The sequence below is a fragment of the Alteromonas aestuariivivens genome (assembly GCF_003367475.1).
Taxonomy (GTDB): Bacteria; Pseudomonadota; Gammaproteobacteria; order Enterobacterales; family Alteromonadaceae; genus Alteromonas; species Alteromonas aestuariivivens.
In genome coordinates this window covers 131,729-158,403 of record NZ_QRHA01000002.1, presented here as the reverse complement: position 1 = coordinate 158,403, position 26,675 = coordinate 131,729, and the positions used below count along the sequence as shown (strand labels likewise).

Sequence of the window (26,675 nt, the reverse complement as noted above, 5' to 3'; positions counted from 1 at the left end):
ATACCAGGTAACGGGCTATTGTTCGAATACCGTAACAATCCCATCTGTATCAACTCATCCGAAACGAGGGCTTTTTTCCTTTGGGATGCCAAGAAATCCACACTAAAGTGGTATTTTTGGCTTTTTTAATGCGAACCGAGGCTGCTTATCCAACACTTATTCCTTCGCTTAACAGGATGAACTGGTAGGAAAACCGTATCCGCAACACAGTATAAATTTATTCCGTCAAGTTAGAAGGATCCATCCATGACAAACTGGAAAGTACCCTGTGGCGTGTTATTCGTTGTTGCCTTGATATTCACCTCTCATTCACTTCTTGCCGACTCTGCCCCATCAAAAGCGTCAAAACAAAGTCCGGATTGGCCCGTACACCATTTCAGTGCAGCAAGAGCATTGTTCACACAGTCTGCCGATGTACAACACAGTGATGCCGCCGCCCCCGGCACAGAAGCTCTCCAGGATGATCCTCAATTCGCCCAGCAATGGTCACTCAACAATACCGGACAGCAGGGAGGTATAGTAGACGCTGATATAGATGCCGTCGAAGCGTGGGACATTACAACGGGCTCCCGACAGGTGGTAGTGGGGATCATGGATGCAGGTGTTGATTATAATCACCCTGACCTTGCCGCTAATATCTGGACCAATCCTGGTGAAATTCCAGGCAATGGCATTGATGACGATAGCAATGGCTACGTGGATGATGTCCACGGCCTGGGTGATGTGCTGGAACGTCGATACTCCCGAGGAACTGCAATAAATGGAGTTATTGGCGCAGTGGGAAACAATGGCATTGGCATAAGCGGGGTTACCCAACAGGTTTCAATGGTCAATTGCCGTGTAGTGGACAGTTATTCAGAGGAGGAATTCAGCGATGACTATGTCGAAGACTGCATCGACTACTTTCTCACCTTGCAATCACAGGGTGTAAATATCAAGGTCATAAACATCAGTTGGGGCTGGAACAATACCTTTTCGAATCCAATGGAAGAAAAATTCAACGAATTGGAAGCCGCAGGAATATTGGTGGTTGCAACGGCTGGCTGGGGCAGTGGAAACAATGATGCAGATCCTCACTGGCCTTCAGGCTTGCCCAACAACAACATTATTGCTGTAACCTCAACCGACCGGCGTGATCGCAGTGAAGGTTACGCATTTGGACCGGGCACAGTGGATCTCGGCGCTCCGGCAACAAGCATATATAGCACCGCACTAAACGGGAGCTACCTGGTCAGTGATAGCCATTACCTCTTCAGTGCCGCGCACGTTTCAGGTGCAGCGGCCTTGTTGTGGGCTGCTCATCCGCAACTCAGTGCGAACCAGGTTAAAGATGCGTTGATGACATCGGGCGATCCGCTGGACGACCTGGAGGGGCGCACCGTTTCAGGAAAAAGACTGAACGTGAGACGGGCTCTGGATTCCCTGGACACTACTCCCAGTTTTGAAATTCAGGCGCTACAAACCCAACGCACTATTGTATCTGGTGAAGACACCTTTTTTGGCTTTGAAATATCCGCCCTGAATGACTTTACCGATACCATCGAATTTTCGGTGGAAACAGCATTGGAAGGTGTATCCCTAACTCGTCTGCGATTACCCGGTAGCGGTCGCACAGGTCTGCGCATCGAGACTGACTCGAGCCTTAATTGGGGGGATTATGAAATTACCCTTGTTGGCACCGCAGGTACACAACGTAAAACGGCCACAGTGCAACTCCGGGTACTGCCTGATTCCTATGAAATTGTAAGTTACAGTAATCCTGCAGATGTCGATATTTATGAACATGATCTGGTGCATTCCGACATTTGGGTAAGCAACCAACAAACGGTATTTGAGGTAATTTTGCACGCAACCTTCAAGGATTCGCTAATGGATTGGTACAAACTGATTCTGGAGTCTCCACTCGGAACACAGGTTATTCAGCAAATTCCCACCCAAAGTGGTTATGTAAACGACACTTTCACCTACCATTTTGAAAATTTTTACGGGGAACCTGCAACAGGTAACTGGCGGTTATACATTGATACAGACGAATACGACAGGGGGACTCTTGATGGCTGGGCACTCGACCTCAGAGTTGCCGGGGATAGCCGCAGTGCTTATCCAACCGCATCATTCTGGTACGAACCACTGCAACAGGGCATCAAGTTTTACAATACCAGTACCGATCCGGATCAGGACATCGTATCCTGGCGCTGGGATTTTGGTGACGGAGAAAGTTCAAACCAGGCCAGTCCTCTGCATACCTACGCGGTAGAAGGGTATTATAACGTGAATCTGACCGTAACGGATTCCCAGGGCAATACCAGCACAGCCACCCAACTTTCAGTTCTCGCTGCCGAGCCCCATCTGGATGTTTCAGGCAGAGGGCATATCACACGCCAGAATGTCATGATAAACCGGATCCGGTGGAACGGCAGTTACCGGCGCAGTGTCGACATATTCCGCAATGGCCGCAAAATTACCACCACGGAGAATGACGGCTTTTACATTGACCGGCAGCTGGGAATTTCAGGTGGCAGATTTATCTACAAGGTTTGTGACCGCCGCCCAATATGCTCTGACCCGGTAATTTTACACCTGTAGCAGGTTTCTGCGGTAAGGGTAACAAAGCTCCACTACCCACCCAATTACCAAAGCTGTAGCAGTGCCAATTGAAGTACCAACGAACAAACGGGAGCAACGTGCTCCCGTTCTCCATTGTTTAAAGCTCAGGAATTCAGTGAGGCTCACCTTTGCGGTATGGAATGGCCTCCTGGAGTTTTGCCACTTCCTTGCTTCGTTCTTCTGGCGAGTGGGTATTGCGTGCCAGCCAGGCGTAGGCGGTGGGCACCACATAAAGTGTCATAAAGGCTGAAACCAGCACTCCGGCAAATATCACTACCCCTATAACCATGCGGCTTTCCGCGCCAGGCCCGCTGGCAAGTACCAATGGCAGGGAACTGAACACAGTCGTGAAGCCGGTCATTACAATTGGGCGCAACCGCTGGGCGGCGGCCTGACGCAGGGCCTGTTCAAATTCATACCCGGCGTCCCGCAGCTGGTTAGCAAACTCCACAATCAGAATGCCGTTTTTGGCCGCCAGACCAATCAGCATCACCAAGCCTATCTGGCTGTATATGTTCACCGTCAGCCCGGACACATACAGGCCAATAAACGCACCTAGCAGGGCCAGCGGCACAGTCAGCATAATCACCAGCGGGTGTACCCAGCTTTCAAACTGGGCTGCAAGGATAAGATAAGTTACTGCCAGTGCCAGAATAAACACGAAAATAAACGAACTGCCTGACTCGTGATACAGCTGGGATTCTCCCTTGTAGTCAATCGAGACCTCATCCGGCAACTCGGTTCGCACCACCTCTTCGAGGAACGCCAGCGCTTCACCCTGCGTATAACTCCCTACCAGGTTGGCTGTGATGGTTACTGAGCGCATCCGGTTATAACGATTCAACTGGGCTGAGGTCGCCCGTTCAGAAACCGTTAACAGATTGTCCATCGGAATCAATTCGCCGGTACGCTGTGAGCGCACGTAAATATTGTCGATACTTTCGGGGCTGCGATGGTCTTCTTCTATGCCCTCCATGATCACATAGTACTCTTCGCCGCGATCAAGAAACGTCGATACCCGGCGCTGTCCCAACATCACTTCCAGAGTACGGCCTATGTCGCTAATGGATACGCCAAGATCTGCTGCCCGGTCGCGATCAATATTCACCAGTAACTGGGGAAATGTCTCTTTATAATCAGAGTCAATGTCTGCCAACCCTGGGTTCTGCTCGGCTGCCCTGATCACAATATCGCGCCATTCGACCAGATTCTCGTAGGTATCGCCCTGCAGAACAAACTGTACCGGCGGCCCAAAACCGCCACCGGATATGGCCGGCCGCATTATGGCGAAGGCTCTCACGTCGGGCACGGCCTGAAGCTTTCGGGTGATTTCAGCCATCAAATCAAAACTACTAAAATCCCGTTCACTCCACGGCGCAACACCAATTATGGCGATACCATCCGTGCCTCCGAAACCCGGAGTCCTTACCAGCAATCGATCTGCTTTGCCGCTTTCCCGATAAGGCATCAAAATTTCTTCGATTTTCAGCAGATTTTCCGCATTGCTTTTGAAGCTGGAACCCTCCTGCGCCTTCATCATAATGTAGATGTTGCCCCGGTCTTCCTTGGGGGTAAATTCGCTGGGCACCCGGCCAATTAACAACCAAACCGCAACCACTGACAATATCAGCATCAGGCTCATCAGTACCGGCTGATGAAGGGTTTTGCCCAGACTGACATAGTAACGCTCTTCCAGCACTTTAAAGCGATTGTCAATCCAGTTACCGAAACCCGAGCTACGCTCACGTTTTTTTAGCAGCTTGGAGCCCATCATCGGCGACAATGTTAGCGCAGTGAAACTGGAAAACGCCACCGCAGCAGCAATGGCCAGCGCAAATTCGGTGAACAGGCGACCAATATTACCTTCCAGGAATACCAGCGGCACGAACACGGAAATCAAAACCAGGGTGGTTGCAATAACCGCAAACCCAACCTCACGGGCCCCTCGGTAGGCCGCAAGAATGGGTGGCTCGCCCATTTCAATACGACGGTGAATGTTTTCCAGCACCACAATGGCATCATCCACTACCAGCCCGATAGCCAGTACCAGTGCCAACAGGGTGAGCAGGTTAATGGAGAAGCCCAGTGCATACATCACAATAAAAGCGGCAATCATGGAAACCGGAACGGTCACCGCTGGGATTAGGGTTGCGCGAACGTTACCCAGAAACAGATAGATCACCACCACGACCAGAATCATGGCGATTGCCAGCGTGTTGTAGACTTCGTTAATGGACTCTTCGATGAAAATCGACGAATCATAACTGGGAACAATAAAAATGTTGTCCGGTAATGTGCGTTCTATGCGTTTGATTTGCTCCCTTGCAGCCCGGGCCACGTCGAGGGTGTTAGCTTTGGACTGTTTGATGATCCCCAGCCCTATCATGTTCACACCGTCGCCACGGAATTCGGTACGGTGATCTTCTGCGGCCAGTTCGACATGGGCAATTTCACCCAGGCGCACCAGGTATCCGTCACTCCCCATGGCCACAGCCAGCTGTGCGAAGTCTTTTTCTGAAAGAAAACTACGCGCCACCCGCACTTCAAATTCCCGGTCGATGGACTCGACGTCTCCTGCTGGCAACTCAACGTTCTCGGAGCGGATCACCGCTTCTACATCGTTGACGGTGATCCCCCTCGCAGCCATAGCATCCCTGTCCAGATAAACCTTCATGGCGTAGGTTCGGCCACCGCCGAGCTGAATACGGGCAACGCCATCAACAATCGAAAGGCGATCCACAAGGAAGCGCTCGGCGTAGTCTGTCAGTTCCATCACGTTCAAGTTGGTACTGCGCAGGTTATACCAGATAATGGCACTCTCATCAGAGTTGGCCTTCGACACCTCCGGTGGGTCTGCCTGTTCAGGCAGGTTATTCAGTGCCCGGCTAACCCGCTCCCGAACGTCATTGGAGGCGGCATCAATATCCCGGTCCAGTTTGAATTCAATGGTTATGTTGGAACGACCATTGCGGCTGGTAGAGGTCACGTTCTTGATCCCTTCGATGCCGCTGATGCGGTCTTCGAGGATCTGGGTGATACGGGTTTCAACGATATTCGCTGATGCCCCCGGGTAATTGGTGCTGATTGAAACAATAGGGGGATCAATATCCGGGTATTCGCGCAGTGACAGCATACTCACCGCCACAATTCCAAAGATAATCAGGATGAGGTTAACGACGGTGGCGAACACTGGCCGTTTTACAGAGACATCAGACAGCCACATGGTTTAACCCTCGCTGCCATTGAGTACGCGCACCGGAGACTGATCCCGAACCCGCAAGGTGCCTTCTGTGACTACCTGTTCACCGGCCTCCAGTCCGGCAAGAATCTGAACCCAGCCGGGCCGGCGCTCACCAATTTGCACTTCGCGCTGTTCAACCTTGTCTCCGGCCAGCACAAACACATACTGCTTGTCCTCAACCGGCACTAACGCCTTCTCTGCCATTACCAACGCCTGAAGAACCTGTTTTTCCAGCGTTATTTTCAGCAACATACCGGGGCGTAACCTGTTATCCGGATTATCGATAATGGCTCTGACCAAAATCGAACGCGATACCGGGTCTATGCGTGAGTCAACCGTACTGATTTTGCCTTCAAACTCGGTATCGGGATAAGCAACGGAAGTCGCTGTTACCCGCTGTCCGGAGGAGAGGCTGGCCAAGTACTTTTCGGCTACGCTGAAGTCAACCTTTACCAGGCGGGTATCATCCAGCGTCGTAATTACATCTGCCGGGCGAACTAGTGAGCCATTGCTCACAGCCCTGATCCCCAAATAGCCCGAAAACGGTGCGCGGATTTCCAAATCACGCAATTGCGCCCTGGCCACCTCCAACTGTGCCAGCAAAACCTTCACCCTAGCCTGCTGCTCATCGAGCAACTGCTGTGAGGCAGCACTGGATTTGGCGAGATTCCTGATTCGTTCATACTGACGTTTCGCCTCGCTGATATTGGCTTCCAGTTCACGAACACGTGCCTGCTCCTGATCATTATTTAACTGCACCAGTAACTGACCCGCTTCAACGTACTCGCCGTCATCAAACTTAACCTGTGTGATCACCTCCGTTTCCTGGGCTGTCACAGTGACAGATTCATTCGCCTTGGCGGTACCCAGCGCATCAATGGTGATCGGGAAAGCGCGCAATGCCACCTGTTCAACCTTCACGGGAGTCGAAAATCCTCCCCTCGGCTTTTGAGGTTGTGGTTGCTCCAAAAACAGGTAAGCCACAAAACCACCCAACAAAATCAGGGCAAACAGCAAGGGCGTGACTTTTGATTGCATAGCCATATACACAGGTTCCTTCAGAAATTGATGTGCCAGTCCAAAGACAGTGGTTTTAAACTGGATAAGCGCTGGATTTTTAGAGAATTTAGCACTTTATTATTATTTTCATCTATTGTACCTAAATTGACCAAGTGCGCTTTTCACTTATCAGCATTTTTCGCACTTTTACCGCTTTTGTCCTGCCTTGATTCCTGTTGCACCACCGAACACCTGACACAAAACATACTGAACCTTGGCCAGCAAGCCACTTCCATGCTTGTACGCCCTGATTCCCGTAATGTGATCAAAATTGTCCTATAAATTGCCCAAAAGTAACCTAGAGCCTTCGTTCTGTTTCCTCAAAAATGATCCTCATGCTTTAAGTCGAAAGCGAGAAAAATCCGGTGATGCGGTCACTGGAACATAAAAGGATAAAAACTATGAAAAATTCCATAAAGTTCACACTGCTTAGCGCCATGCTGCTTGTTGTTACAGGCTGTGTGTCCGTACCAAACCTCGGAACTCCGGCCCAACTCAGTATGGTTGCCCCAACCCCGATTGAAGACAATACCGGTGCATTCATGTCTCCGTACACTTCCGACGGAGTGCTGGCCGAATGGGTAGACAACGCCGTGAATGCCAAAATGGGTTCTGCCATTGGCGGTGCCGTAGGTGCCTACGCCGGCCAGAAACTGGCAGAAAACATTCCGTTTGTTGGTGGCTGGATTGGTCAGAGTGTGGGCGAAACCCTGGGTCGCAAAGTTGCGCTTGAAGCAGCTGGCGGCGAAGAGTTCATTCGTGAGTCTTCCGATCTGTCCTTCAACAGTGTTCAGGATCTGGCGGTTTATATCTACGTAAACTACTCGCACACAGAACATTATCAGGACGCACTTGAAGCCACCTGGGAAATTTACCCTGAGCTGAAACACGGCTACATGCAGGCCCTCTATTCCGCCACCGCCCAAGCTGGTTACTAATTGCCAAAGGATGCAAACAACAATGAATAAGATTTACTCAGCAGCCGCTGTAACCATCACCTTGCTGGCTACGGGCTGTGCTTCAAATTCAAAAACCTACGACAACGCCGCCGGTCGCAATACCATTTATGAAGATGTGTCCAGCACCAGCAGCACCGTTGCAGGGATCGGTGTGGAATCACAGGATGTCGTTTCCATGACGGATCAGATGATGCGCGATATGTTGCAAAACCCCATGCTGGTGAGCAACGAAAGTGCACGACGTATCATTATCGACAGCGAATATCTGGTTAACGAAAGCACTTCGCGCATCAACAAAAACATGCTGACCGACCGCCTGCGCATCAATCTGAACCGCGCAGCAAACGGCAGAATGGTATTTGTCGGGCGCCATTTTTCAGACATGGTGAACAAGGAACGTGAACTCAAACGCTCAGGCGTGGTAGATGCTGGTACCATCCGCACAACCCAGGCTACGGCCGGTGCCGATTTCCGCCTAGGCGGGCGCATCAGTTCACTGGATGCCATGGATACAAATACACAGCTGAAGTCCCGTTATCATCAGGTCACCTTCGAAATGGTAGACCTGGAATTAGGTACGATCGTTTGGAGCGGTATTTATGAATTCAAGAAAACAGCGCAAGACGACATCGTCTATCGTTAAGAACACGCTGCTGCTTGGATTAACTGTATCCGTTGTAGGTTGTGGGTCCACGGGCCCTGCAACCTACGACAAATACGCCCTGTCCAATCAGGAACAGCAACTCATCAACAACAAACCGGCCTACCTGCAAGCACAGTTCCAAACCCTGTTTGAGGAAGGTCAGCGCAACAAAGTCCTAAACCTGCTGCAAATCGGCAAAACCGCATTATTGAACGGTAATGTGGACGAAGCAGAAAAAGTGTTTGATCAGGCTTTGGCTGAAATCGAAACGGTTTACGCCGACACCGAAGATGCACGCATGGCGCGCTCGCTGTGGTACGAAGAGGGCAGCAAAGCGTTCAAAGGCGAGCCCTATGAACGGGCGATGGCTTACTACTACCGCGGACTGGTATACCTTTATCGCAACGAGTTTGACAACGCCCGGGCTTCCTTTTTGTCCGGCCTGATGCAGGATGCCTTTGCTGAAGAAGAGCAAAACCGTTCCGACTTTGCCCTGCTGATGTTTCTGGCCGGTTGGTCTGCACAGCAAATGGGCGCACAAGGCCTGGCAGAGGATGCCTACAACGAACTGCGGCAGTTCCGCCCAGACTTTCCCCTACCCGATCCCAGTCACGACACACTGATCATCGCCGAAACCGGTAAATCACCGCGTAAACTGGCAGATGGCGTCGGTCACTATCAATTGGTTTATCGCCGGGGAAAAAAATTTAAGGATCAACGTGTTAGCCTTGCAACTGCCAGCCAGGAAGTGACGCTTTTCCCAATGGAAGACATATACTGGCAGGCTGCCAGCCGCGGAGGCCGGCCGGTTGATCGAATAGTGGAAGGCAAAGCGGAATTCAAGAAGAACACCGAAGCCTTCGGGAGTGCACTGTCGTCGGTGTCCAATACCGCCATGGTCTACAGCGGTGGGCTGGGCAGTACCTCCGGGACAAATGCCGGAGCAGCCCTGTCGCTGATTGGGGTTGCCTCTATGGCCATTTCGATGAACGCCCGCCCCAGAGCAGATACCCGCTACTGGGACAATCTGCCTGATCTGGTGCACGTTACCACTACCCGCTCCGACTCCATCGGCAACGGCGTAGAGTTTATTTTTCAGGACAAAGACGGCCAGCCGCTCAATACGCAAGCCGCAAACCTGAATCATCAAACAGAACAACAAACAATAATATGGGCCGCCAATGAATACTAATTTGCCAAAAATTATGCTTTTAGCATTACTGACCTGGTTACCTGTTTCTTTTGCTCAGGAAACCAAAATCTATGATGATAAAATTGAGCAACGCCGTGAAGGGCTGTCCCTCAACAAGGTGGTGTTTGTCGATCACAGCCTGAATCGGGTTGAGCTGAATGAGAAAAACGACACCCGTCATCAGACCATCAAAGTATCGCTGCAACGGGCCGGTGCACGCCGCACTCCCACAAACTCGCTGGAAGCCTGGTCGGTACTTAAGAATCACACTGACTACAACCTCCAGGTTGAAGGACGGGTTTCCTTCTTCGATGCCGATGAAATCCCTCTGGATGACGTAACGGCCTGGAAACGGGTTTACATTCCGGCTAACTCTGTAGCCACCTACCGGGACTTTTCCATCAACCCGCAAGCCGCCTACTTCGTAATTGAACTGAGGGAAGGCTTATGAAACGGCGTGCGCTCGGTTTTCTGATTGCCTCAATCTGTGTTTTCAGCAGTGCTCAGGCTCAGGTGCATGAAGCCGCGCGAATGCTTGCTCCGCCCGCTTCCGAAAGCAATGAGCCGGAAGATACGGGAGCAAACCGGGCAGAAATACTGTCCGGTTTCCAGCAAGTATATAATGGCGCAGGGAAGCCCCGGATTGCCGTATTCTGGAACCGGCAGTTTGACGATCAGCTCAGTCAGTGGTTTCAGCTTGCACGGCGCACCAGTTCAGCCGGTGTTGACCTTTCCGCACAGGATTCCTTTCAAACGGAAGGTACGGACCCTGCCTCATACGAGCGATCAGTGAGCGGCCAGGGCGAGGTTTCAGCCTCCGATTATCTGGAAGTCCGGGTTGGGCAACAGCAACGCGCAGGTTTCAACGAAGCCGATGGATTCAAATTTGCCTCCGGTTTTACCAGTGCATTTTTGAATGTACCAGCCAAAGTGGTTGACCGCGCGGCGGTCATGCGTCTTATCCAGCGTCAGCAGGAAAAGCAAGGCGGTGCCGAGGATATGGCGGATGTACAAAAAATTGAAACCGATTCACTGGTTGGCTTTGCCGATTACCTGACCGAGATTCTGTTGACACCCGACAGCGACTCAGAAACCGGCTGGGCCTTTATGGTTTCGGTTAAATCAGTGCAAAACGGCCAGGTTGTAGCGATGTTTCACTCTGCAGCGGAGTTAGCCTCAAAAGGCGCGCCCAAAATCAGTTGGGAAGCGACTCCCAACGGCTACCAAAAGGTCGAAGAAGAGCAAACTCCTCCTACTCTGGCCGAGACGGGCGAACAGCTTGGCTACGAAACCATGCAGGCACTGAGCAAAATTCTGTAGTTTGCCCATCAGGCCAAAACGGCCTAGTTTGCTGTTACAGGGCCGGTCTGCCCGGCTCTTAACCCATGCCATTGTGACACAGTCAACGGTTGCAACGTATCACCCCACGCCTGCCTGATCTGAGGTGCAATGCCCTCTTTTTCCGGCAAGAGCCGACCATCAGCAAACACTGTCGAGAACGCCGGCACGCCAAGAATCCAGCCATTGGGCAGGGTTTTGGGAATAACCGGGGAAAACGCTCCCCGAGTAGTCTCGCCCACCAATAAAGCCTGACCACGCACATTCAATATAAAATATTCTGCTGCACTGGCTGTATACCGACTGGTCAGGATCGTCAGAGACGCAGGCTCGGTGCCACTCCCATAGGTCCCGGACAGAGGCAGGCTAGGGTGTTTTTGGTGTTTCGGGTAACGGATAAAAGAATGATATTCAGTAGCGGAAGTGAACAGCGAACTGGCCATATTGGCATAGTGAACCGAGCCTCCGCTGTTCGCGCGTAAATCAAGCAGTACATGGGTAGTAGGGCCTATCAGACGGGTTAGCTCCCCAATGGCCTGTCGCAAGTGTTGCTCAGAACGATCACTGAACCCATTTCCCTTGTCATACCCGGCAAAATCCGTAAACGCGATATACAAATCGTGACCCGCGTGACTGTAGAGTATTTTCCCGTCGGCCAGAGTGCGCACCTGCGGGTTAATCAATTTAGCCTGTCGAATGAGCGACTGATAGGTTTTCGGACGGTTGAAATACACATCAGCAAACCGGTTTCGCGCCTCGTCTCCGTACACCGACTTTTGCAGTTCCGGGGCAAGTAAAAACAAATGCGGGTCGGACATATCCGTCAGTAACTGGCTGAACACCGAAAATACGGCCAGGGATTCAGATTGGGAATCCGGGTAGAGTCTCAAATCTATCTCTGTGACTTGAGGCAACAACTGGTTGATCTTGTGAATAAAATCTGATTTTGAATAATGAGAGAAGTTATACAGTTCCTGCAGCGTATACCAGAGAATGTGGAAATTGGATAAGGGCGTGTCGACCGGATACCCACGGCAACTGGCGGGCAAACGGGGAACCCGTGTCAGCTCAGCCTGAATGTTGTCCTGCGGTCGCGACAGGTAAAGCCGTTCTTCATTTATTGACACAGAGTAACGCTGATCCAGACGCCCATCCCCGATCACACCTACGGCGGGTAAAAAGCCTGAACCGCCCGCAAAACAGCTCAGACTGGTATACTGATAACGTTTGTAAACTTCACCGTCAATCTCAAGATAAAACTGCAGCTGCCGGTTCTGCCATATACCCTCCAGTATTGACTGTTGAGCACAGCGGCCTTCAGCTATCAGGCAGATCATTGCAACTACACTGAGCAACCGACCTTTCACAGTCATTCCATTCGCCCCAAAACCATTCCCGACTTTTTGCTATGCCCTGATAAATTCCAGACTAAGCGGCATAAAAACGCAAGGCTACTATCTCCTATGCGCTTCCTGAACTCAACGGCAATTCCTCTTCAGGCAAAAAGAAAGCGTCAAATAATATAAAACAGAATCAAGCCCCCTACACTGGCATTTAAATCTGTGCCTATAATAGAATTTAAACAATTGTTTGAAATTATATTAACAAGAGAGCGCAATGGCAGACTATCAGGCACCACTATCGGATTATCAGTTTTTATTGCGGGACTGGCTTCAGATTGATGAGCACTATCAGCGACTGGGGCTTGGAGAATTTGATTTCGAGCTGGCTACCGAAGTGATAAACCAGGGTGGAAAATTTGCCGCAGAAGAAGTCGCTCCACTCAATCGCAATGGCGATGAACAGGGTTGCACACTGAAGAATGGCCAGGTGACTACACCGGAAGGCTTTGCCCGTGTCTATGCAAGTTACATTGAAAACGGCTGGAATGCGATGTTGGGTCCGGCCGAATTTGATGGTCAGGATCTTCCTTACAGCATGGCGATACCGGTGCATGAAATGCTCAACTCTGCAAATTTGAGCTGGCGTCTGACCACCATGCTGACAGAAAGTGCAGTACTGGCGGTAAGCCGTCACGCTACAGAGCCATTAAAGCAACAATACCTGGCCCGGCTGGTAAGCGGTGAATGGACAGGTACGATGAACCTCACTGAGCCACATGCTGGTACCGACCTAGGGTTATTGTCAACCAGGGCAGAGCCCAACCCGGATGGAAGTTACGCCATCACTGGCAGTAAAATTTTCATCACTGGCGGCGATCATGACTGGACCAGTAACATTATTCATATGGTTCTGGCTCGTCTGCCCGACGCCCCGCTTGGCGTGAAGGGGATCAGCCTGTTTCTGGTGCCTAAATTTCTGCTCAATGAACAGGGTGAGCCGGATGCCCTCAATGCTGTCAACGTAGGAAGTATCGAGCACAAGATGGGCATCAAGGCCAGCCCAACCTGTGTTATGAACTACGACGGCGCAACCGGATGGCTGGTTGGAGAACCCAACCAGGGTCTTGCATGCATGTTCACCATGATGAACGACGCCCGTTTTCAGGTTGGGTTGCAGGGCCTGGGCGTTGCACAAGCAGCATACCAGGGCGCACTGACCTACGCACGCGAGCGTCTTCAATCACGTTCACCTCAGGGTATCCGGCAACCGGAATGCAAAGCCGACGCAATATTGTACCAGCCCGATGTAGCGCGCATGCTGCTGACCCAAAAAGCCCTGACAGAAGGATGCCGGGCCCTTGCCATGGTGTACGCCCAGCAGATGGACATCGAAAAATACGCAGATGGTGCCAACAGCCAGCAGGCTCACAAAGTAATAGAATTTTTAACCCCCATCTGCAAAGCCTTTATGACCGATATGGGGCTGGAAGTCGCCAGCCTGGGCGTGCAGATTTTTGGTGGCCACGGTTACATTCGAGAATGGGGGATGGAGCAATTAATGAGGGATGTACGGATTGCCCAGTTGTACGAAGGCACCAACGGCATCCAGGCTGCAGATTTGATTGGTCGCAAGCTGATACGTGACAATGGAGACCGTCTCGCGGCAACAGAAAAACTGTTTTCAGAAATTGTGGACAAGATAGCAGACGAGGGGAACCGCAGTCTTGCCGCAGATGTATTGCGGGAATGGCAGGAAGCATCAAGCCTATGCCTGTCCATGTCTGCCGCTGAATCTGCCGGAGCGGCCTGTGACTACCTGGCTTACTCTGCCTACTGTCTGATTGGGGTGCTTTGGTTCAGTATGGCCGACTGTGCATCAGGCAACGGCCATGAAGCTTTGCGTAACGGCAAGCGCAAAACCTGTGCGTTCTATCAGCAACGAATTTTACCCCGCAAGGAAGCTCACCGGCGTGCGATGCTGGCCGGCTGCGACTCATTGCTGGCACTATCCGGTAGTGAATTTGACTATCTGTAGTTGCTTTGCCCGGCCATCACCCTGCCGGGCATGCCTGCCGGGCATACCTCACATTTCAGTGCGCACTCTGGTTCGCCAGTAAATCCTCAAATTCAGCCTCGTACCATTCGGTCAGCATATTTTTTTCGTAACGAAAGCTGTCACTCTCGAAACCCCGCACAATACCGTCCATAAAACCCATGTCCTTGAGATTGACGTCAGCGCTCTTAACCACCTTGCCGCTGCTGTCGGCCAGAGTATAGGAGAAGGTCATACGAGGAATGTCCAAGCGTTTAATAAGACGCACATCAGAGCTGGAATGCCCGAGGCCAACGAAGCTTGCTGGCCACACCTGCCCGGCCAGATCCACATTGGTCACCTCCACGGACAGGTTGTAATCATCGGGCAAGGATTCTGCCAGTTCAGAAAAATGCTTTTCCAGTACTGAAAACGTGCGTTCCTGAAACCCTTTGCGGGTTTCATTCACCGGTTTAACGTCAGTGTAGGAATCCGGTTCCTTCCAGTTTACCTCCACTTCTGCTGCGGCAGTTGCTGCCCCGCAGGCCAGGCAACCGGCAATCATTCCAGTCAATACTAACATTCGCATTCTGCACCCCTTTCAGATGATATGACATGAACCTGCATCCATTAGACCCCTGTCGGGATTGCCCGGTTCACGGCAGATTAGCCTGAAGCCCAGTTTAGTTGTGAATGACTGAATTTAACCTGAATCGAAACGCGCTGCAAAATTGCTCTAGTCCAGCAGTTTGGTTTTTTCAATCGAAGAACAGAAATAGCGCAGCGATGCACCATAAATGAAGGGATTTTTGTCGCCGGAAATGCAATACAGCTGATGAAAGTGGTTGATGCTGCTGCGGCTGGACATCACCCCACTAAGATATTGTTTCTGGAACGGCCGCATAGCCTGGAAATGTGGGGCAACGTTTTTTTGCAGGGATTCCAGCTCCAGTTTGTCCGGCAACTGCGCCATCTCGACCAGCCAGTCTGACAAAGAATTATGTATGTCTGCAAAAAAGTACTGCACAAATGGAGAGCGCAATACCAATAGCAGAACGATGATTTCTGCAATAATGACTAACGCGCGAAACATGTTAAGCCCTGTCTGTAACGGCAATTGAAAGATATGGGTAGGGTTGCAGCTTACCGTAAAACCCTGCAACCATATAGGCCTTTTACTTATTTCTGACCATACCTAAACATAAATCATGAACAAAGATAAGACAGCCTCCAGGCCTTTTTGCCGGTTCACTATTTGTTGATCTGAATTAACCCATTTCTCACCACCCCTGTTATACTGCCAGGCGTCTTTTCTCCCCGTCTTCTACAAGGTAGTGTTTGAATGAGCGAGCAGATCCCGGTGAAAAACGTTTCTCCGGTCAAAGTCCACAAGCCCGACAGTCAGGACGCGCAAATACGTTATGCGCCTCGCAGCCGCATCTATGTGCGGGCAGTGGAAGGGCCTCTGGAAACCTTCCGGCGCTTTTTTGGATTGTTCTTTTTAGCCATATTTGCCTTGCTGCCCTGGCTCCAGTACAACGGCCACCAGGCGATACTGCTCGACATAATGGAACAACGATTTACCCTGTTCACCCTGACCTTATGGCCGCAGGACCTCACGCTGCTGGCGTACATATTTATTGTTGGCGCCTTCGCACTGTTTTTTGTCACTACCTTTGCCGGGCGGGTGTGGTGCGGATTTATGTGCCCCCAAACCACCTGGACCTTTATCTATATCTGGTTTGAAGAAAAGATTGAAGGCAGCCGAAACAAGCGCATGAAACTGGATGAACGGCCTATGGACGTGGACAAGTTCTGGCGCAAGTTGCTCAAACACTTGGCCTGGATCACGGTCGCCCTGCTAACCGCTCTGACATTTGTTGGCTACTTCACCCCCATTGGTGAACTGTTCGTTGATTTTGTCACCTTCAATACCAGTTTCTGGGCAGGGTTTTCAGTGATATTTTTTACTGTTTGTACTTACGGCAATGCCGGCTGGATGCGCGAGATCATGTGTACCCACATGTGCCCTTACGCCCGTTTTCAGTCCGCCATGTTCGATAAAGACACGCTCACCGTTGCCTATAACCCGAACCGCGGGGAAAAACGCGGGCCACGACCGCGCAAGCTGCCCCATTCACAACTGGCTGAAAATGGCATGGGCGACTGCATCGACTGCAACCTGTGCGTTCAGGTGTGCCCCACCGGCATCGATATTCGCAATGGTTTGCAATACGAGTGTATTAACTGTGGTGCATGTGTTGATGCCTGTAACGGCGTAATGGACAAAATGAATTATCCCAAAGGCCTTATCAGTTTTACCTCCGAGGAAGAGTTGAACGGAGGCACCACCCACATTCTGCGCCCTAAGCTGATTGGATACTTTGTGGTGTTACTGGTAATGGTGGGCCTGTTGATAACCAATCTGATGATGCGTATTCCATTGGAAGTGGACATAATCCGTGACCGCAATTCGCTCTACCGAGAAACCAGCCAGGGGCTGATAGAGAACGTTTATACCCTCAAGATCCTGAACAAATCCCAAACCCGTCAAACCTACCAGATTGAAGTTGTGGGCTTGCCCGATTACACCTTTACCGGGCAACAAACCATCAGCGTAGATGGCGGAGAAGTAGCCAGTTCACCGGTTTCCGTGGCGACCGACGCCTACAATCTGGAAAAGGCCGTAACCGACATTTGGTTCCACGTATCCACCATTGACCCGGACGGAGAAATTGTGGAAGTAAACGAAGCCAGCAAGTTCTTGTACCGATAATTATGACCGATTTCGCTTTTGCCGGCCTGGGGCCGGATACCATACTCGACGCGCTGGAATCCTGCGGTATTTACCCTCAGAGCGGTTTGCTCGCACTTAACAGCTATGAAAACCGGGTGTATCAGTTCCAGGACGATGAACGACAGCGCTGGGTGGTCAAATTTTATCGCCCTAATCGCTGGAGCAACCAGCAGATTCTGGAAGAACATGCATTTGCACAGGAACTGGCAGCCAGTGAAATCCCAATGGTTGCACCGACGGTGCTCCACGGAACTACCCTGCACGAAGCCAAGGGGTACCGGTTTGCGCTGTTTCCTTCTGTCGGCGGGCGTCAGTTTGAAATCGATAATCTCGACCAGCTTGAATGGATGGGCCGCTTTATCGGGCGCATACACAGAGTGGCACACAGTCGGCCATTTGAGGCCCGCCCCACCCTGGATATCAACGCCTATCTGACCCGGCCACGGGAAATTCTGGTTAACAGCAGCTTGCTGCCAGCCCACCTCCAGACTGCGTTTTTCGCCATACTTGACCCGCTGATAAAGCTGACGTCTGAGCTCTATCACTGTACCAACCCGATCCGGCTGCACGGGGATTGCCATCCCGGCAATATCCTTTGGCGTGATGGCCCCATGTTTGTAGACCTTGACGACTGTCGAATGGGGCCTGCCATGCAGGATTTGTGGATGATGCTCAGTGGCGATCGTCACCAGCAACAATTGCAGCTGGAAACCCTGATTGAAGCTTACGAAGAATTCCACGACTTCGACAGCAGCCAGTTTGCCCTAATCGAACCCCTTCGTGCGATGCGCATGGTCCACTATATGGCCTGGCTGTCACAGCGCTGGGAAGATCCTGCTTTCCCACGGGCATTTCCGTGGTTTGCCGAAGACAAATACTGGGAAGGCCAGATACTGGCTTTGAAAGAACAGCTTGCTGCCCTGCAGGAGCCTCCGCTCCAGTTAAGCGCTCCGGTTTGGTAATTGCCGTCTATCTTGTGGCCAAAACGAATATCCACTTTGCTTTTAATTTCTAATCAATAAGTTATACTCCCCCGCAGCTCAGGTGCCTGACCCAGTCAGGGTAAACGGGAAGTCAGTGAAAAGCTGACACTGCCCCCGCAACGGTAAGCTCACACCCTTTAAGGGTGATGTCTGCGCCAAACGAGGTGATAACCAGCCTCACACCACTGTAGCTCAAACGTGATGATTCGCGTTTGCTATGGGAAGGTGGCGCAGCACTGTCAAAGTGCGAGCGAGTCCGGATACCGGCCTAAGCAGGTACTGCCCATTATTGGGCAGATGTTTGATTTTGCACTCGGGTGGAGTGCAACAACCAAGAGCTTTTCAAAAATGAAATTTCAAGCACACCTGTCTGCGGCCGTGCTGGCATTGAGTATTCAAATACCCAACGCCTTTGGCCAGAACACTTCGTCCAATTCAGATAACGAATTCGAAATCCTCACCGTCTCCGGCACCCGCCTGCCGTTTGATTTGCAACGTATGGCAACCAGTTCCAGCCTGCTGACCCGCGATGACATACGTCGCTCCGGCGCCCGGCAAATCAGCGATCTGCTGCGCAGTATGCCGGGGGTCAGCATTGCAGAATCGGGCAGCCCAGGCAGCCTGAGTGAAATACGGCTGCGCGGCAGTGAAAGTAATCACCTGGTCGTCCTGATTGATGGTGTGGTCGCTAACGATATTGGTCAGGGAAGCCTGGCTGACCTCGCCCATCTGACCACCGCCGATATAGAGCGTGTTGAGCTGATACGCGGCCCTCAGAGCGCAGCGTGGGGCAGCGGGGCAATGGGCGGCGTTCTGAACATTACTACCTACTCAGCTTCGGCGACACCCATGTCGGCACAGGTGCGTATTGCCGGTGGCAACCAGGGCACTTACGAGTTGGGAATGAATTCCAGTCACAGGACAAAAAACTTTGGCGCCCGATTTCACGCCAACCTGTTTTCCACAGACGGCGATAATATCTCCCGCGGCGGGAATGAGCGGGATGGCTATCGCAACCTGACTGGCGGAGCCGGGCTGGACTGGCACCCCAATCAGCAGAATGCCCTGTCGGCATCAATGCGTCTGGTAGACTACCAAAACGACTACGATGGCACGGATTTTATCACCAGTGGCTTACCGACCGATGCCAACAACATCACTGATGGGCAGCAACTCAGCGCCCAGCTGGCCTGGCGCATTTCTCCAATGAACAGCGCCTATTCCAGCCAGCTTAAATGGCAGTACCGCGAGGACGTCAACGACAATACCACGGAAAGCTCTGACGCCGGCGGAACTACCGGGCGCCGTTATCAATGGAACTGGGAAAACCGCTACCAGTTGACCGACTGGCAAACGGCCGGAGGACTGGAATATCTGCGCCGGGAGTTTGAACAACGCGGACCAATAATTTTCGGCGATCCTAATCAACAGCAAAGCGATACCACACTGAGTGCGTTTGGAGAACTTGGCAGATCCGTCACCGATTCTCTGTTAGCCACCGTTAGTGCCCGCTACGACGACAACAGCGAATTTGACGATGCCGTCAGTTATCGATTTGGCATAAGCTGGGATGCCTCTTCCGCTCAGCAGGTATTTGTAAGTCTTGGGCAGGCGATAAAAACACCCACCTTTAGCGAACGCTTCGGTTACTTCCCCGACAGTTTCACTGGAAACCCCGATTTGCAGCCTGAAACCAGCAGGGAATGGGAAATTGGGGCCCGCAGCAAGTGGCAAAATTACTGGTCCAGTCAGGTCAGCGTCTATTCAGCTCGCCTTGAGGATGAAATTCTGGGTTTTGTGTACAGTTCCGAACTGAGTGGTTTTACTGCGCAAAATGCGCTTTCTGACAGCCACCGAAAAGGACTGGAAGCCGAAATCAGTTATCAGGCAGCTCACTTTTCTTTCCTTGCGACCTACAGTTATTTGGATGCGAGCCAGGAAAGCAGCGAAACGCAGCAACCTGAATTACGCCGTGCCCGCCATCAGGGTGGCTTGCGGTTAAGTGGAGATTTACCAGGCGGCAACTGGTCAGGATATCTGAATGTGGCGTATACCGGCAGCCGCCTGGATACCTATTACCCACCATACCCACAACCTGCGCAAACTGTCGGGCTGCGCCCCTACACCCTGGTGTCGGCGAATCTGTCGTATCAGATCTCCGATACCTGGCAAATGGCACTTCGACTCGACAACGCACTGAACGCAGATTACGAGGACATCGTAGGCTATCAGGGCAAACAGCGCCGGGCAATTCTGACACTTCAATACCAGCTTTAAACCGAGTTCCCTTCGTTGCCCGGCCATACCTTCTGGTATGCCGGGCTTTTTTGTCGCCTGACGTAACACGATAAAGCGATACCTAAGCGGGTTGGCTTCCACTGGTCGGGGGCAAAACCCTGTGATAACCTTTTGCCAGTAAAAAACTACAGGAATCAACAATGAAAAAAATCGCAGTTTTGCTGTTCACAGCGTTGCTGCTGCCCCTACAGGCGTGCGCAGCAGAAGGAAAATGGGTTGAGGGCAAGCACTACGAAGTGCTGGATGAACCGGCTACTGCCAGCCCTGAAATTATCGAATTTTTCTCTTTTTGGTGCCCCCACTGCTATCGCTTTGAACCTCTGGTAAAGCAAATCAAGCAGAAAATTAGTAAAGATACCCAGTTTAACAAGGTGCATGTAAACTTTATGCGCTTTACCAGTGCCGATATTCAGGACGATGCTACCCGCGCCATGATGATTGGTCGCGCCATCAGCCAGGAAGAGGCCATGAACGGTGCCATTTTCAATTACATTCATCAGCAGCGCGCCAGCATTACTGGTATGAAAGACCTGAGAAACATCTTTTTGGTCAATGGTGTGGATGCAGCGGAATTTGACAAACTGGAAAGCAGTTTTGGCGTCAACAGCATGCTGAAAAAGAACAACAAGGTAGTGGAACAGTATCGCGATCACCTGACCGGAGTACCGACCTTTATCATTAACGGCCGTTTCCGTCCCACCCCCACGTCAGATATGACAGTAGACGATATTATCGACCTGATAGTGTGGTTGTCAGAGCAAAAATAATCGCCTTCATAGCCTATAAGAAATGCGCCTGCAGGCGCATTTCTTATGCCCTTCATAACGCTCATTGCTTCAGGCTTCACGCAAACCGATAAAATGATCCCAGTCCTGGGGATGATTCAGGTTTATCAACTCGTTGAGGTCTCTGGGATGTGGGTCAAGTTCTAGCGCAGGCCCGAGGTTTAACAACCTGCCAATCGACAGTTTATTTTCCAGCGACAGCAGCTTTTCACCAACTTCATTAACTGTCGGCGACAGCGGCAGGACACAAGGCAAAAAGTAATGTTTGAAATAACAGGCGCTTTTGTTGCGGATAGCGTTTTCGATCAGATAGTTAAGCATCTGCGGTGATACCAGAGGCATGTCCACCGGCATGACCACACAATAATCGAAACCGTTAAGTAACGGGCTTTTTAGCCAGTCAAGAATCACTACCGCTGGCCCCATGCCCGAACGTCGATCCGGATGGGCTCCCTCCTGCGGTCCGGCAATCCAGACTTCGTTAACGCTGGAGGCAAGCATACACTGGCGGCTTCTCTCAAGCAGGGTAATGCCGTCCACCAGCATCTGTGTTTTATCCTGCCCCATTCGGGTTGAATGGCCTCCTGCCAAAATGACTCCTGCTACCTTTACCTGACGCATTTCGAGGGCCTTCTTGCGAAGCGTTAGTGTTAATGCCAAATCCGGTGTGCCTTACCGGCAGATTGAACTGGCCGCCTCTGTATATCATAAACCGTTACCATACTGACAAAAAAAGAAAAGTGCCGCCCTAGCCGACACTTTCCTTAGTGACTCAATGAACCTCGGCTTCCTCTGACAGTTCAGATCATAGGAACCCTGCATCCGCTTAGAACTTGGTGTTTAACCAAACCCACAATTTATCAGTATCTACATTGGTGTCGCCGGCCGAATAGGTGGCGTACTTCACTCCCAGACTAACGTGTTCTGCAACAGTCGTAGTGTATTGCAGATTTAATTCGCTTCCCAGATCGTCGATTTCAGCGCTGGCTTCATCGGCATCGAATTCATGATATACAGCCATCCACTTGCCCCCCGCAAGGGAGCCAGCCAGCGTAAAGGCGATATCCTGAAGACCCTGCGCTGGAGTGCTCAGGAACTGATCGCTCCAACCATTGAATTTATGCAGGGTGGCCAGCGGAGTAGAAAATCCGTATTCACCATTATCGGAACCCAGCAACTCATAGGTTACCTTGGCGGTCAGACCGGAGAAAACTGCGCCGCCTTCCAGCATCAGATAGGACGCATCAAAATCGGCTGCAGCTGATTCGCTGCTTTGGGTCGCAAATTCTGCGCTGTACAGCCATTTAACGTCCCCGCTGGTAGCGCTGCCCGCATAACTGACACCGTAGGTGTCAAGCGCGTTTTCAGCCTCAATGTCCATCTCTAAAAGATAAGCATAGGCGGTAAATTTACCGATCGCACTTTTATAAGAAGCATTGAACAGGTGATCTTTGGAATCGATGTCCGCAGCCTCAGCAAAGATACGGTTGCGCTGGTTGAGGTATCCATAAAATACGTCTACGTTTTCGTTCGGCTGGTATTTTACCGACAGTGCATCAAAGGTTTGCCAATCCTGGCGCCACCCCACATGCCCGACAAAACGATGCCCGTCCAGAGCTATGATCTGACGCCCTGCTTTCACTGTGAGCGCGGAATTTTTATACTGTACAAAGCCCTGATTGAGTTCGGTTGTTTCCGGATCGGCAATCACCGAATACTCACCCGGCTTGTAACCCGCTGGTGGGACCGAATAGTCCCCCTGGCCCAATACAATTCTTGAATCTTCCATTTCAACGGTGGCGGAAAAACCGCTCAGTTCACCCGTTGCCAATGTGATTCTGGACCGCAGCGTAAGGGCGTCTGCATCTTTAAGCGCGTTATCCTGCTCAACCGCTTCATATCGCAGATTAAACTCTGCGCTGGCAGTGGTTTTTGACAGGGCTTCATACCAGTCAGCCGCTTGGGCAACCGGAGCAACAGCAGTTGCTATAGCCATGGACAGCGTGCTAACCGGAGTAACTAAACGACGAATTTTCATAGCAATTTCCTTAAATTGAGTGTGAGGGGGGCTAACCCACCGCCCGAAGACAGCAGGGTTCACCAAACTTTAATTATTCAATTCATTACTGAGTAGATTCAGGCCGCATCAGGCTTTTTCCCTTTGCTGCTACCCTTTGAGGTATTTTTGCGATGCGCACTAACCGGCTCAACCTTGCGCTGCTTTTCATACAGGAAGGTTAGCACCTCATGCCGGTAATGGTTGTATTCCGGGTTGTCCGCCAGCGCTATTCGATCCCGGGGGCGAGTTAAATTGATGTTGAGGATTTCCCCAATGGTGGCAGACGGACCATTGGTCATCATGACAATCCGGTCTGACAACAACACGGCTTCATCCACATCGTGGGTGATCATGATTACCGTATTACCAAGGTCGGCGTGAATTTCCATCAGGGAATCCTGCAGATGCGCTCGGGTTAAAGCATCCAATGCGCCAAAAGGTTCATCCATCAGCAGCACCTTGGGCTCCATCGCCAGTGCGCGGGCAATGCCCACACGCTGCTTCATCCCACCGGAAATTTCTGCTGGAAGTTTGTCCAGCGCATGAGTCATATGCACCAGTTCCAGGTTATGCATCACCCAGTCGCGCAATGCCTTTTTGCTCTTACCCTGTTGGGTTTGTTTCACTGCCAGCTCGACGTTTTTATAAACGCTCAGCCATGGCAGTAATGAGTGATTCTGAAACACTACGGCTCGTTCCGGGCCGGGCTCACGCACTTCGCTGCCGTCCAGAATCACACCACCGGTGGTGGCCTGGTGCAACCCGGCAACAATATTGAGCACGGTAGATTTACCGCAACCGGAGTGGCCTATCAATGACACAAACTCACCTTTGGCAATCTTCAGATTTACATCGGTCAGGGCGTTGAAGGGCCCTTTTGGGGTAGGGAAATCAATTCCTACCTGAGTCAGTTCCAAATGCTTTGCAGTCATGGTCTTCTCCTGTCTAATCAGCGCAGTGCACTGCTTTTGTCCCAGCTCACCACGCGCTGAATACCCAGCATCACCCTGTCCAGCACAAATCCGATGGCACCAATGGTCAGCACCGCTACCATTATCCGCGCCAGCGACTCCGAACTGCCGTTCTGGAACTCGTCCCAGACAAACTTACCCAGCCCTGGGTTCTGCGCCAGCATTTCTGCCGCAATCAATACCATCCAGCCAATACCCAACGACAAACGCAGACCCGTGAAGATCATGGGTATGGATGAGGGCAGAACAATTTTAGTCAGGTGAGTCAGAGGTTTAAGCCTCAGTACCCGGCTGACATTCAGCAGGTCCTTGTCAATGTTCGATACCCCGACCACGGTGTTGATCAGTGTTGGCCACAAACAGCACAACGACACCGTGAAAGCAGAGGTGACAAAGGATTTGGCGAACATCGGGTCGTCGGAAACATAAAGGGCACTGACTACCATAGTTACAAGCGGTAGCCAGGCCAACGGAGAAACTGGCTTAAACAGCTGAATAAGCGGATTGATGGCGGTGTACGCCGATTTACTCAAGCCGCACAGAATCCCTACCGGCACCGCCACCAGCGAGGCAATCAGGAAACCCACCATAACGGTGTACAGGCTGGTCCAGATTTGATCGAGGTAGGTTGGTGCGCCAGTGAATGGCCGGATCCTGGGTTCATAACCTGGATCCTTGGCCACTCTGGCAGCATTGCGCTCTTCCTGGCGGGCATAAAACTCTTCGGCCTTTTCCCGCTGGGCACTGTGCTCGTTAATCAGCGACCCTGCTTGTTGCCACACCTGCGCCGGGCCGGGAAACTGGCCCAGAGAGGTATCAATGGTTTTGGCTACACCGTTCCAGATAGCCAGGAACAACAGCAGCCCTATCACCGGCAACAGTAATCCCTGCAGCTTTTGCGGCAAGTTGCTGGCAAAAGACTGCGGACGCAACTGCGACAGTGTGGTCACCAGGGGGACTGATTTACTCATGAGAATGTGCTCCCGTCAGCTTGAGTTAAAGTACCGTCTCGCCTTTCAGGCCTATCGAGAACTGCTCCAAATAGGCATTCGGCTTGGTACCGTCGTAGACAACGTCATCAATAAATTCACTTTGTGGCGCTTTGAAACCGGTTTCAGTAGCAAAGTCCGGGAAGTCTTCCGCTTTAGCTTTGCCTTCAGCGATAAGCGCTTTTGCCGCTTGTGCATAGATATCCGGGCGATACACCTCTCGGGCAGTTTTCATAAACCAGTCATCAGACTTAGGCTCGGAAATCTGCCCCCAGCGGCGCATTTGGGTCAGATACCAGATGGCATCGCTGTAATAGGGATAGGTGGCGTTGTAGCGGAAGAATACGTTAAAGTCCGGCACTTCCCGCTTGTCGCCTTTTTCGTATTCAAAGGTACCGGTCATACTGTTAGCCAGTACTTCTTCATCGGCGCCCACGTAATTGGCTTTGGCCAGTATTTTCACCGCTTCGGGGCGGTTAGCGTTGTTGTTTGCATCCAGCCACATGGCTGCACGGATCATGGCTTTTACCACCCGAATGTGAGTATTGGGGTTTTCATCGGCCCAGGCTTTGCTGACACCAAAAACTTTTTCCGGGTTGTTTTTCCAGATTTCGTAATCGGTGATCACCGGTACACCAATGCCTTTGAATACTGCCTGCTGGTTCCAGGGCTCGCCTACGCAGTAGCCATAAATGGTACCCGCCTCCATGGTGGCTGGCATTTGCGGTGGCGGAGTCACCGAAAGCAATGCTTCAGCATCAATCTGGCCGGAAGTATCGCCTTTATGAGGCGCGTAGTATCCAGGGTGAATACCGCCTGCTGCCAACCAGTAACGCAACTCGTAATTGTGAGTGGAAACCGGGAACACCATCCCCATGTTGAATGGCTTACCGGCAGTGCGGTAGCTGTCTACCACGGGTTTCAGGTAATCCGCTTTGATCGGATGAACCGGCACCCCATCTTTCTCAGGCACGTATTTGGACATCTGTTCCCACACATCGTTGGAAACCGTAATACCGTTACCGTTCAGATCCATACTGAATGCAGTAATGATGTGTGACTGGGTGCCAAACCCGATGGTGGCGCCCAAAGGCTGTCCGGCCAGCATGTGCGCGCCGTCGAGTTGCCCGTCAATCACACGGTCAAGCAATACTTTCCAGTTGGCCTGTGCTTCCAGCGTGACGTAAAGCCCTTCATCTTCGAAATAGCCCTTTTCATAGGCAATAGCCAATGGTGCCATATCGGTCAGTTTGATGAAGCCAAATTTGAGCTCTTCCTTCTCAGGCCAGCCAATGTCTTCGGCCATCGCCGAGCCTGCCGTCAGGCTTCCCAGGCTCGTCACCACAGCCAGTGAACAAGCGAACTTCTTTACTGCTTTG

General features: G+C 51.5%; 21 protein-coding genes and 1 riboswitch. Of the genes, 11 read left to right on the top strand and 10 right to left on the bottom strand.

The annotated features are described in order from the left end of the window. The first annotated feature begins 246 nt into the window (after nt 1–246). Nucleotides 247–2,586 (top strand): S8 family serine peptidase, encoded by a 2,340-nt coding sequence (locus DXV75_RS03495; RefSeq protein ID WP_115591985.1) that lies wholly within the window; start codon nt 247–249, stop codon nt 2,584–2,586. A gap of 133 nt (nt 2,587–2,719) precedes the next feature. Here DXV75_RS03495 and DXV75_RS03490 read toward each other — a convergent pair whose 3' ends face one another. Continuing rightward, complete coding sequence (locus DXV75_RS03490; protein ID WP_115591983.1) at nt 2,720–5,830, bottom strand: efflux RND transporter permease subunit; 3,111 nt, start codon at nt 5,828–5,830, stop codon at nt 2,720–2,722. Between the two features lie 3 nt (nt 5,831–5,833). Next, a complete protein-coding gene (locus tag DXV75_RS03485; protein WP_115591981.1) occupies nt 5,834–6,892 on the bottom strand; it encodes an efflux RND transporter periplasmic adaptor subunit in 1,059 nt (352 codons plus the stop codon). A 416-nt stretch (nt 6,893–7,308) separates the two neighbouring features. Here DXV75_RS03485 and DXV75_RS03475 point away from each other — a divergent pair, with 416 nt between their 5' ends. The 5 genes from DXV75_RS03475 to DXV75_RS03455 are packed head-to-tail and all read left to right on the top strand — an operon-like array spanning nt 7,309 to nt 11,021. Further along, nucleotides 7,309–7,845 (top strand): hypothetical protein, encoded by a 537-nt coding sequence (locus tag DXV75_RS03475; RefSeq protein WP_115591978.1) that lies wholly within the window; start codon nt 7,309–7,311, stop codon nt 7,843–7,845. A 22-nt stretch (nt 7,846–7,867) separates the two neighbouring features. Beyond that, nucleotides 7,868–8,509: a penicillin-binding protein activator LpoB gene (locus tag DXV75_RS03470; protein WP_115591976.1), complete on the top strand. Its 642-nt coding sequence runs from the start codon at nt 7,868–7,870 to the stop codon at nt 8,507–8,509. Continuing rightward, a complete protein-coding gene (locus DXV75_RS03465; RefSeq protein ID WP_115591974.1) occupies nt 8,466–9,701 on the top strand; it encodes a COG3014 family protein in 1,236 nt (411 codons plus the stop codon). Before DXV75_RS03470 ends, DXV75_RS03465 begins: the two co-directional genes overlap by 44 nt. After that, nucleotides 9,691–10,152 (top strand): DUF1425 domain-containing protein, encoded by a 462-nt coding sequence (locus DXV75_RS03460; protein ID WP_115591972.1) that lies wholly within the window; start codon nt 9,691–9,693, stop codon nt 10,150–10,152. The genes DXV75_RS03465 and DXV75_RS03460 overlap by 11 nt, the downstream gene beginning before the upstream one ends. Then, nucleotides 10,149–11,021 (top strand): hypothetical protein, encoded by an 873-nt coding sequence (locus DXV75_RS03455; protein WP_115591970.1) that lies wholly within the window; start codon nt 10,149–10,151, stop codon nt 11,019–11,021. Before DXV75_RS03460 ends, DXV75_RS03455 begins: the two co-directional genes overlap by 4 nt. A 23-nt stretch (nt 11,022–11,044) precedes the next feature. Here DXV75_RS03455 and DXV75_RS03450 read toward each other — a convergent pair whose 3' ends face one another. Further along, nucleotides 11,045–12,412, bottom strand: coding sequence for a S41 family peptidase (locus DXV75_RS03450; protein ID WP_115591968.1), 1,368 nt, complete (start codon nt 12,410–12,412; stop codon nt 11,045–11,047). A gap of 244 nt (nt 12,413–12,656) precedes the next feature. On the opposite strand from DXV75_RS03450, the gene DXV75_RS03445 reads away from it, so the two are divergent. After that, nucleotides 12,657–14,417: an acyl-CoA dehydrogenase family protein gene (locus DXV75_RS03445; protein ID WP_115591966.1), complete on the top strand. Its 1,761-nt coding sequence runs from the start codon at nt 12,657–12,659 to the stop codon at nt 14,415–14,417. 55 nt (nt 14,418–14,472) lie between these two features. Here DXV75_RS03445 and DXV75_RS03440 read toward each other — a convergent pair whose 3' ends face one another. After that, a complete protein-coding gene (locus DXV75_RS03440) occupies nt 14,473–14,997 on the bottom strand; it encodes a DUF3016 domain-containing protein (protein ID WP_115592180.1) in 525 nt (174 codons plus the stop codon). Nucleotides 14,998–15,150: 153 nt separating this feature from the next. After that, nucleotides 15,151–15,507, bottom strand: a complete 357-nt coding sequence (locus tag DXV75_RS03435) for a hypothetical protein (RefSeq protein WP_115591964.1) — start codon at nt 15,505–15,507, stop codon at nt 15,151–15,153. A gap of 249 nt (nt 15,508–15,756) precedes the next feature. Here DXV75_RS03435 and ccoG point away from each other — a divergent pair, with 249 nt between their 5' ends. The 4 genes from ccoG to DXV75_RS03415 all read left to right on the top strand — a co-directional run bounded on the left by ccoG (nt 15,757) and on the right by DXV75_RS03415 (nt 21,259). After that, entirely contained in the window at nt 15,757–17,190 is a 1,434-nt protein-coding gene (gene ccoG, locus DXV75_RS03430) for a cytochrome c oxidase accessory protein CcoG (RefSeq protein WP_115591962.1), read from the top strand. Between the two features lie 2 nt (nt 17,191–17,192). Then, a complete protein-coding gene (locus DXV75_RS03425) occupies nt 17,193–18,173 on the top strand; it encodes a serine/threonine protein kinase (protein ID WP_115591960.1) in 981 nt (326 codons plus the stop codon). A 63-nt stretch (nt 18,174–18,236) separates the two neighbouring features. Next, a riboswitch (cobalamin riboswitch) is annotated at nt 18,237–18,480 on the top strand. A 62-nt stretch (nt 18,481–18,542) separates the two neighbouring features. Next, nucleotides 18,543–20,471, top strand: a complete 1,929-nt coding sequence (locus DXV75_RS03420) for a TonB-dependent receptor plug domain-containing protein (protein ID WP_115592179.1) — start codon at nt 18,543–18,545, stop codon at nt 20,469–20,471. Nucleotides 20,472–20,632: 161 nt separating this feature from the next. After that, on the top strand, nt 20,633–21,259 hold the full coding sequence (locus DXV75_RS03415) for a thiol:disulfide interchange protein DsbA/DsbL (protein WP_115591958.1): 627 nt from the start codon (nt 20,633–20,635) through the stop codon (nt 21,257–21,259). A 69-nt stretch (nt 21,260–21,328) separates the two neighbouring features. On the opposite strand, the gene mobA is transcribed toward DXV75_RS03415, so the two are convergent. From mobA to DXV75_RS03390, 5 genes are all read right to left on the bottom strand, one after another. Continuing rightward, complete coding sequence (mobA, locus tag DXV75_RS03410; protein WP_147291790.1) at nt 21,329–21,937, bottom strand: molybdenum cofactor guanylyltransferase; 609 nt, start codon at nt 21,935–21,937, stop codon at nt 21,329–21,331. Between the two features lie 166 nt (nt 21,938–22,103). Continuing rightward, nucleotides 22,104–23,315 carry an alginate export family protein gene (locus DXV75_RS03405; RefSeq protein ID WP_115591954.1) on the bottom strand — a complete coding sequence of 404 codons (1,212 nt, stop codon included), beginning with the start codon at nt 23,313–23,315 and terminating at the stop codon, nt 22,104–22,106. 98 nt (nt 23,316–23,413) lie between these two features. Next, complete coding sequence (locus DXV75_RS03400) at nt 23,414–24,268, bottom strand: ABC transporter ATP-binding protein (protein ID WP_115591951.1); 855 nt, start codon at nt 24,266–24,268, stop codon at nt 23,414–23,416. Between the two features lie 17 nt (nt 24,269–24,285). After that, complete coding sequence (locus DXV75_RS03395) at nt 24,286–25,278, bottom strand: ABC transporter permease (protein WP_115591949.1); 993 nt, start codon at nt 25,276–25,278, stop codon at nt 24,286–24,288. Nucleotides 25,279–25,303: 25 nt separating this feature from the next. Next, nucleotides 25,304–26,602, bottom strand: a complete 1,299-nt coding sequence (locus DXV75_RS03390) for a CmpA/NrtA family ABC transporter substrate-binding protein (protein WP_245953112.1) — start codon at nt 26,600–26,602, stop codon at nt 25,304–25,306. Nucleotides 26,603–26,675 lie beyond the last annotated feature (73 nt).

Bases quoted from the DNA above. Each gene is read 5' to 3' on its own strand.
- DXV75_RS03400 (WP_115591951.1), bottom strand. From the start codon at position 24,268: ATGACTGCAAAGCATTTGGAACTGACTCAGGTAGGAATTGATTTCCCT.
- DXV75_RS03455 (WP_115591970.1), top strand. From the start codon at position 10,149: ATGAAACGGCGTGCGCTCGGTTTTCTGATTGCCTCAATCTGTGTTTTC.
- DXV75_RS03490 (WP_115591983.1), bottom strand. From the start codon at position 5,830: ATGTGGCTGTCTGATGTCTCTGTAAAACGGCCAGTGTTCGCCACCGTC.
- ccoG (WP_115591962.1), top strand. From the start codon at position 15,757: ATGAGCGAGCAGATCCCGGTGAAAAACGTTTCTCCGGTCAAAGTCCAC.
- DXV75_RS03465 (WP_115591974.1), top strand. From the start codon at position 8,466: ATGAATTCAAGAAAACAGCGCAAGACGACATCGTCTATCGTTAAGAAC.
- DXV75_RS03415 (WP_115591958.1), top strand. From the start codon at position 20,633: ATGAAAAAAATCGCAGTTTTGCTGTTCACAGCGTTGCTGCTGCCCCTA.
- DXV75_RS03450 (WP_115591968.1), bottom strand. From the start codon at position 12,412: ATGACTGTGAAAGGTCGGTTGCTCAGTGTAGTTGCAATGATCTGCCTG.
- DXV75_RS03440 (WP_115592180.1), bottom strand. From the start codon at position 14,997: ATGTTAGTATTGACTGGAATGATTGCCGGTTGCCTGGCCTGCGGGGCA.
- DXV75_RS03445 (WP_115591966.1), top strand. From the start codon at position 12,657: ATGGCAGACTATCAGGCACCACTATCGGATTATCAGTTTTTATTGCGG.
- DXV75_RS03420 (WP_115592179.1), top strand. From the start codon at position 18,543: ATGAAATTTCAAGCACACCTGTCTGCGGCCGTGCTGGCATTGAGTATT.
- DXV75_RS03460 (WP_115591972.1), top strand. From the start codon at position 9,691: ATGAATACTAATTTGCCAAAAATTATGCTTTTAGCATTACTGACCTGG.
- DXV75_RS03495 (WP_115591985.1), top strand. From the start codon at position 247: ATGACAAACTGGAAAGTACCCTGTGGCGTGTTATTCGTTGTTGCCTTG.
- DXV75_RS03390 (WP_245953112.1), bottom strand. From the start codon at position 26,602: ATGGCCGAAGACATTGGCTGGCCTGAGAAGGAAGAGCTCAAATTTGGC.
- DXV75_RS03435 (WP_115591964.1), bottom strand. From the start codon at position 15,507: ATGTTTCGCGCGTTAGTCATTATTGCAGAAATCATCGTTCTGCTATTG.
- DXV75_RS03485 (WP_115591981.1), bottom strand. From the start codon at position 6,892: ATGGCTATGCAATCAAAAGTCACGCCCTTGCTGTTTGCCCTGATTTTG.
- DXV75_RS03395 (WP_115591949.1), bottom strand. From the start codon at position 25,278: ATGAGTAAATCAGTCCCCCTGGTGACCACACTGTCGCAGTTGCGTCCG.
- DXV75_RS03475 (WP_115591978.1), top strand. From the start codon at position 7,309: ATGAAAAATTCCATAAAGTTCACACTGCTTAGCGCCATGCTGCTTGTT.
- DXV75_RS03425 (WP_115591960.1), top strand. From the start codon at position 17,193: ATGACCGATTTCGCTTTTGCCGGCCTGGGGCCGGATACCATACTCGAC.
- DXV75_RS03470 (WP_115591976.1), top strand. From the start codon at position 7,868: ATGAATAAGATTTACTCAGCAGCCGCTGTAACCATCACCTTGCTGGCT.
- DXV75_RS03405 (WP_115591954.1), bottom strand. From the start codon at position 23,315: ATGAAAATTCGTCGTTTAGTTACTCCGGTTAGCACGCTGTCCATGGCT.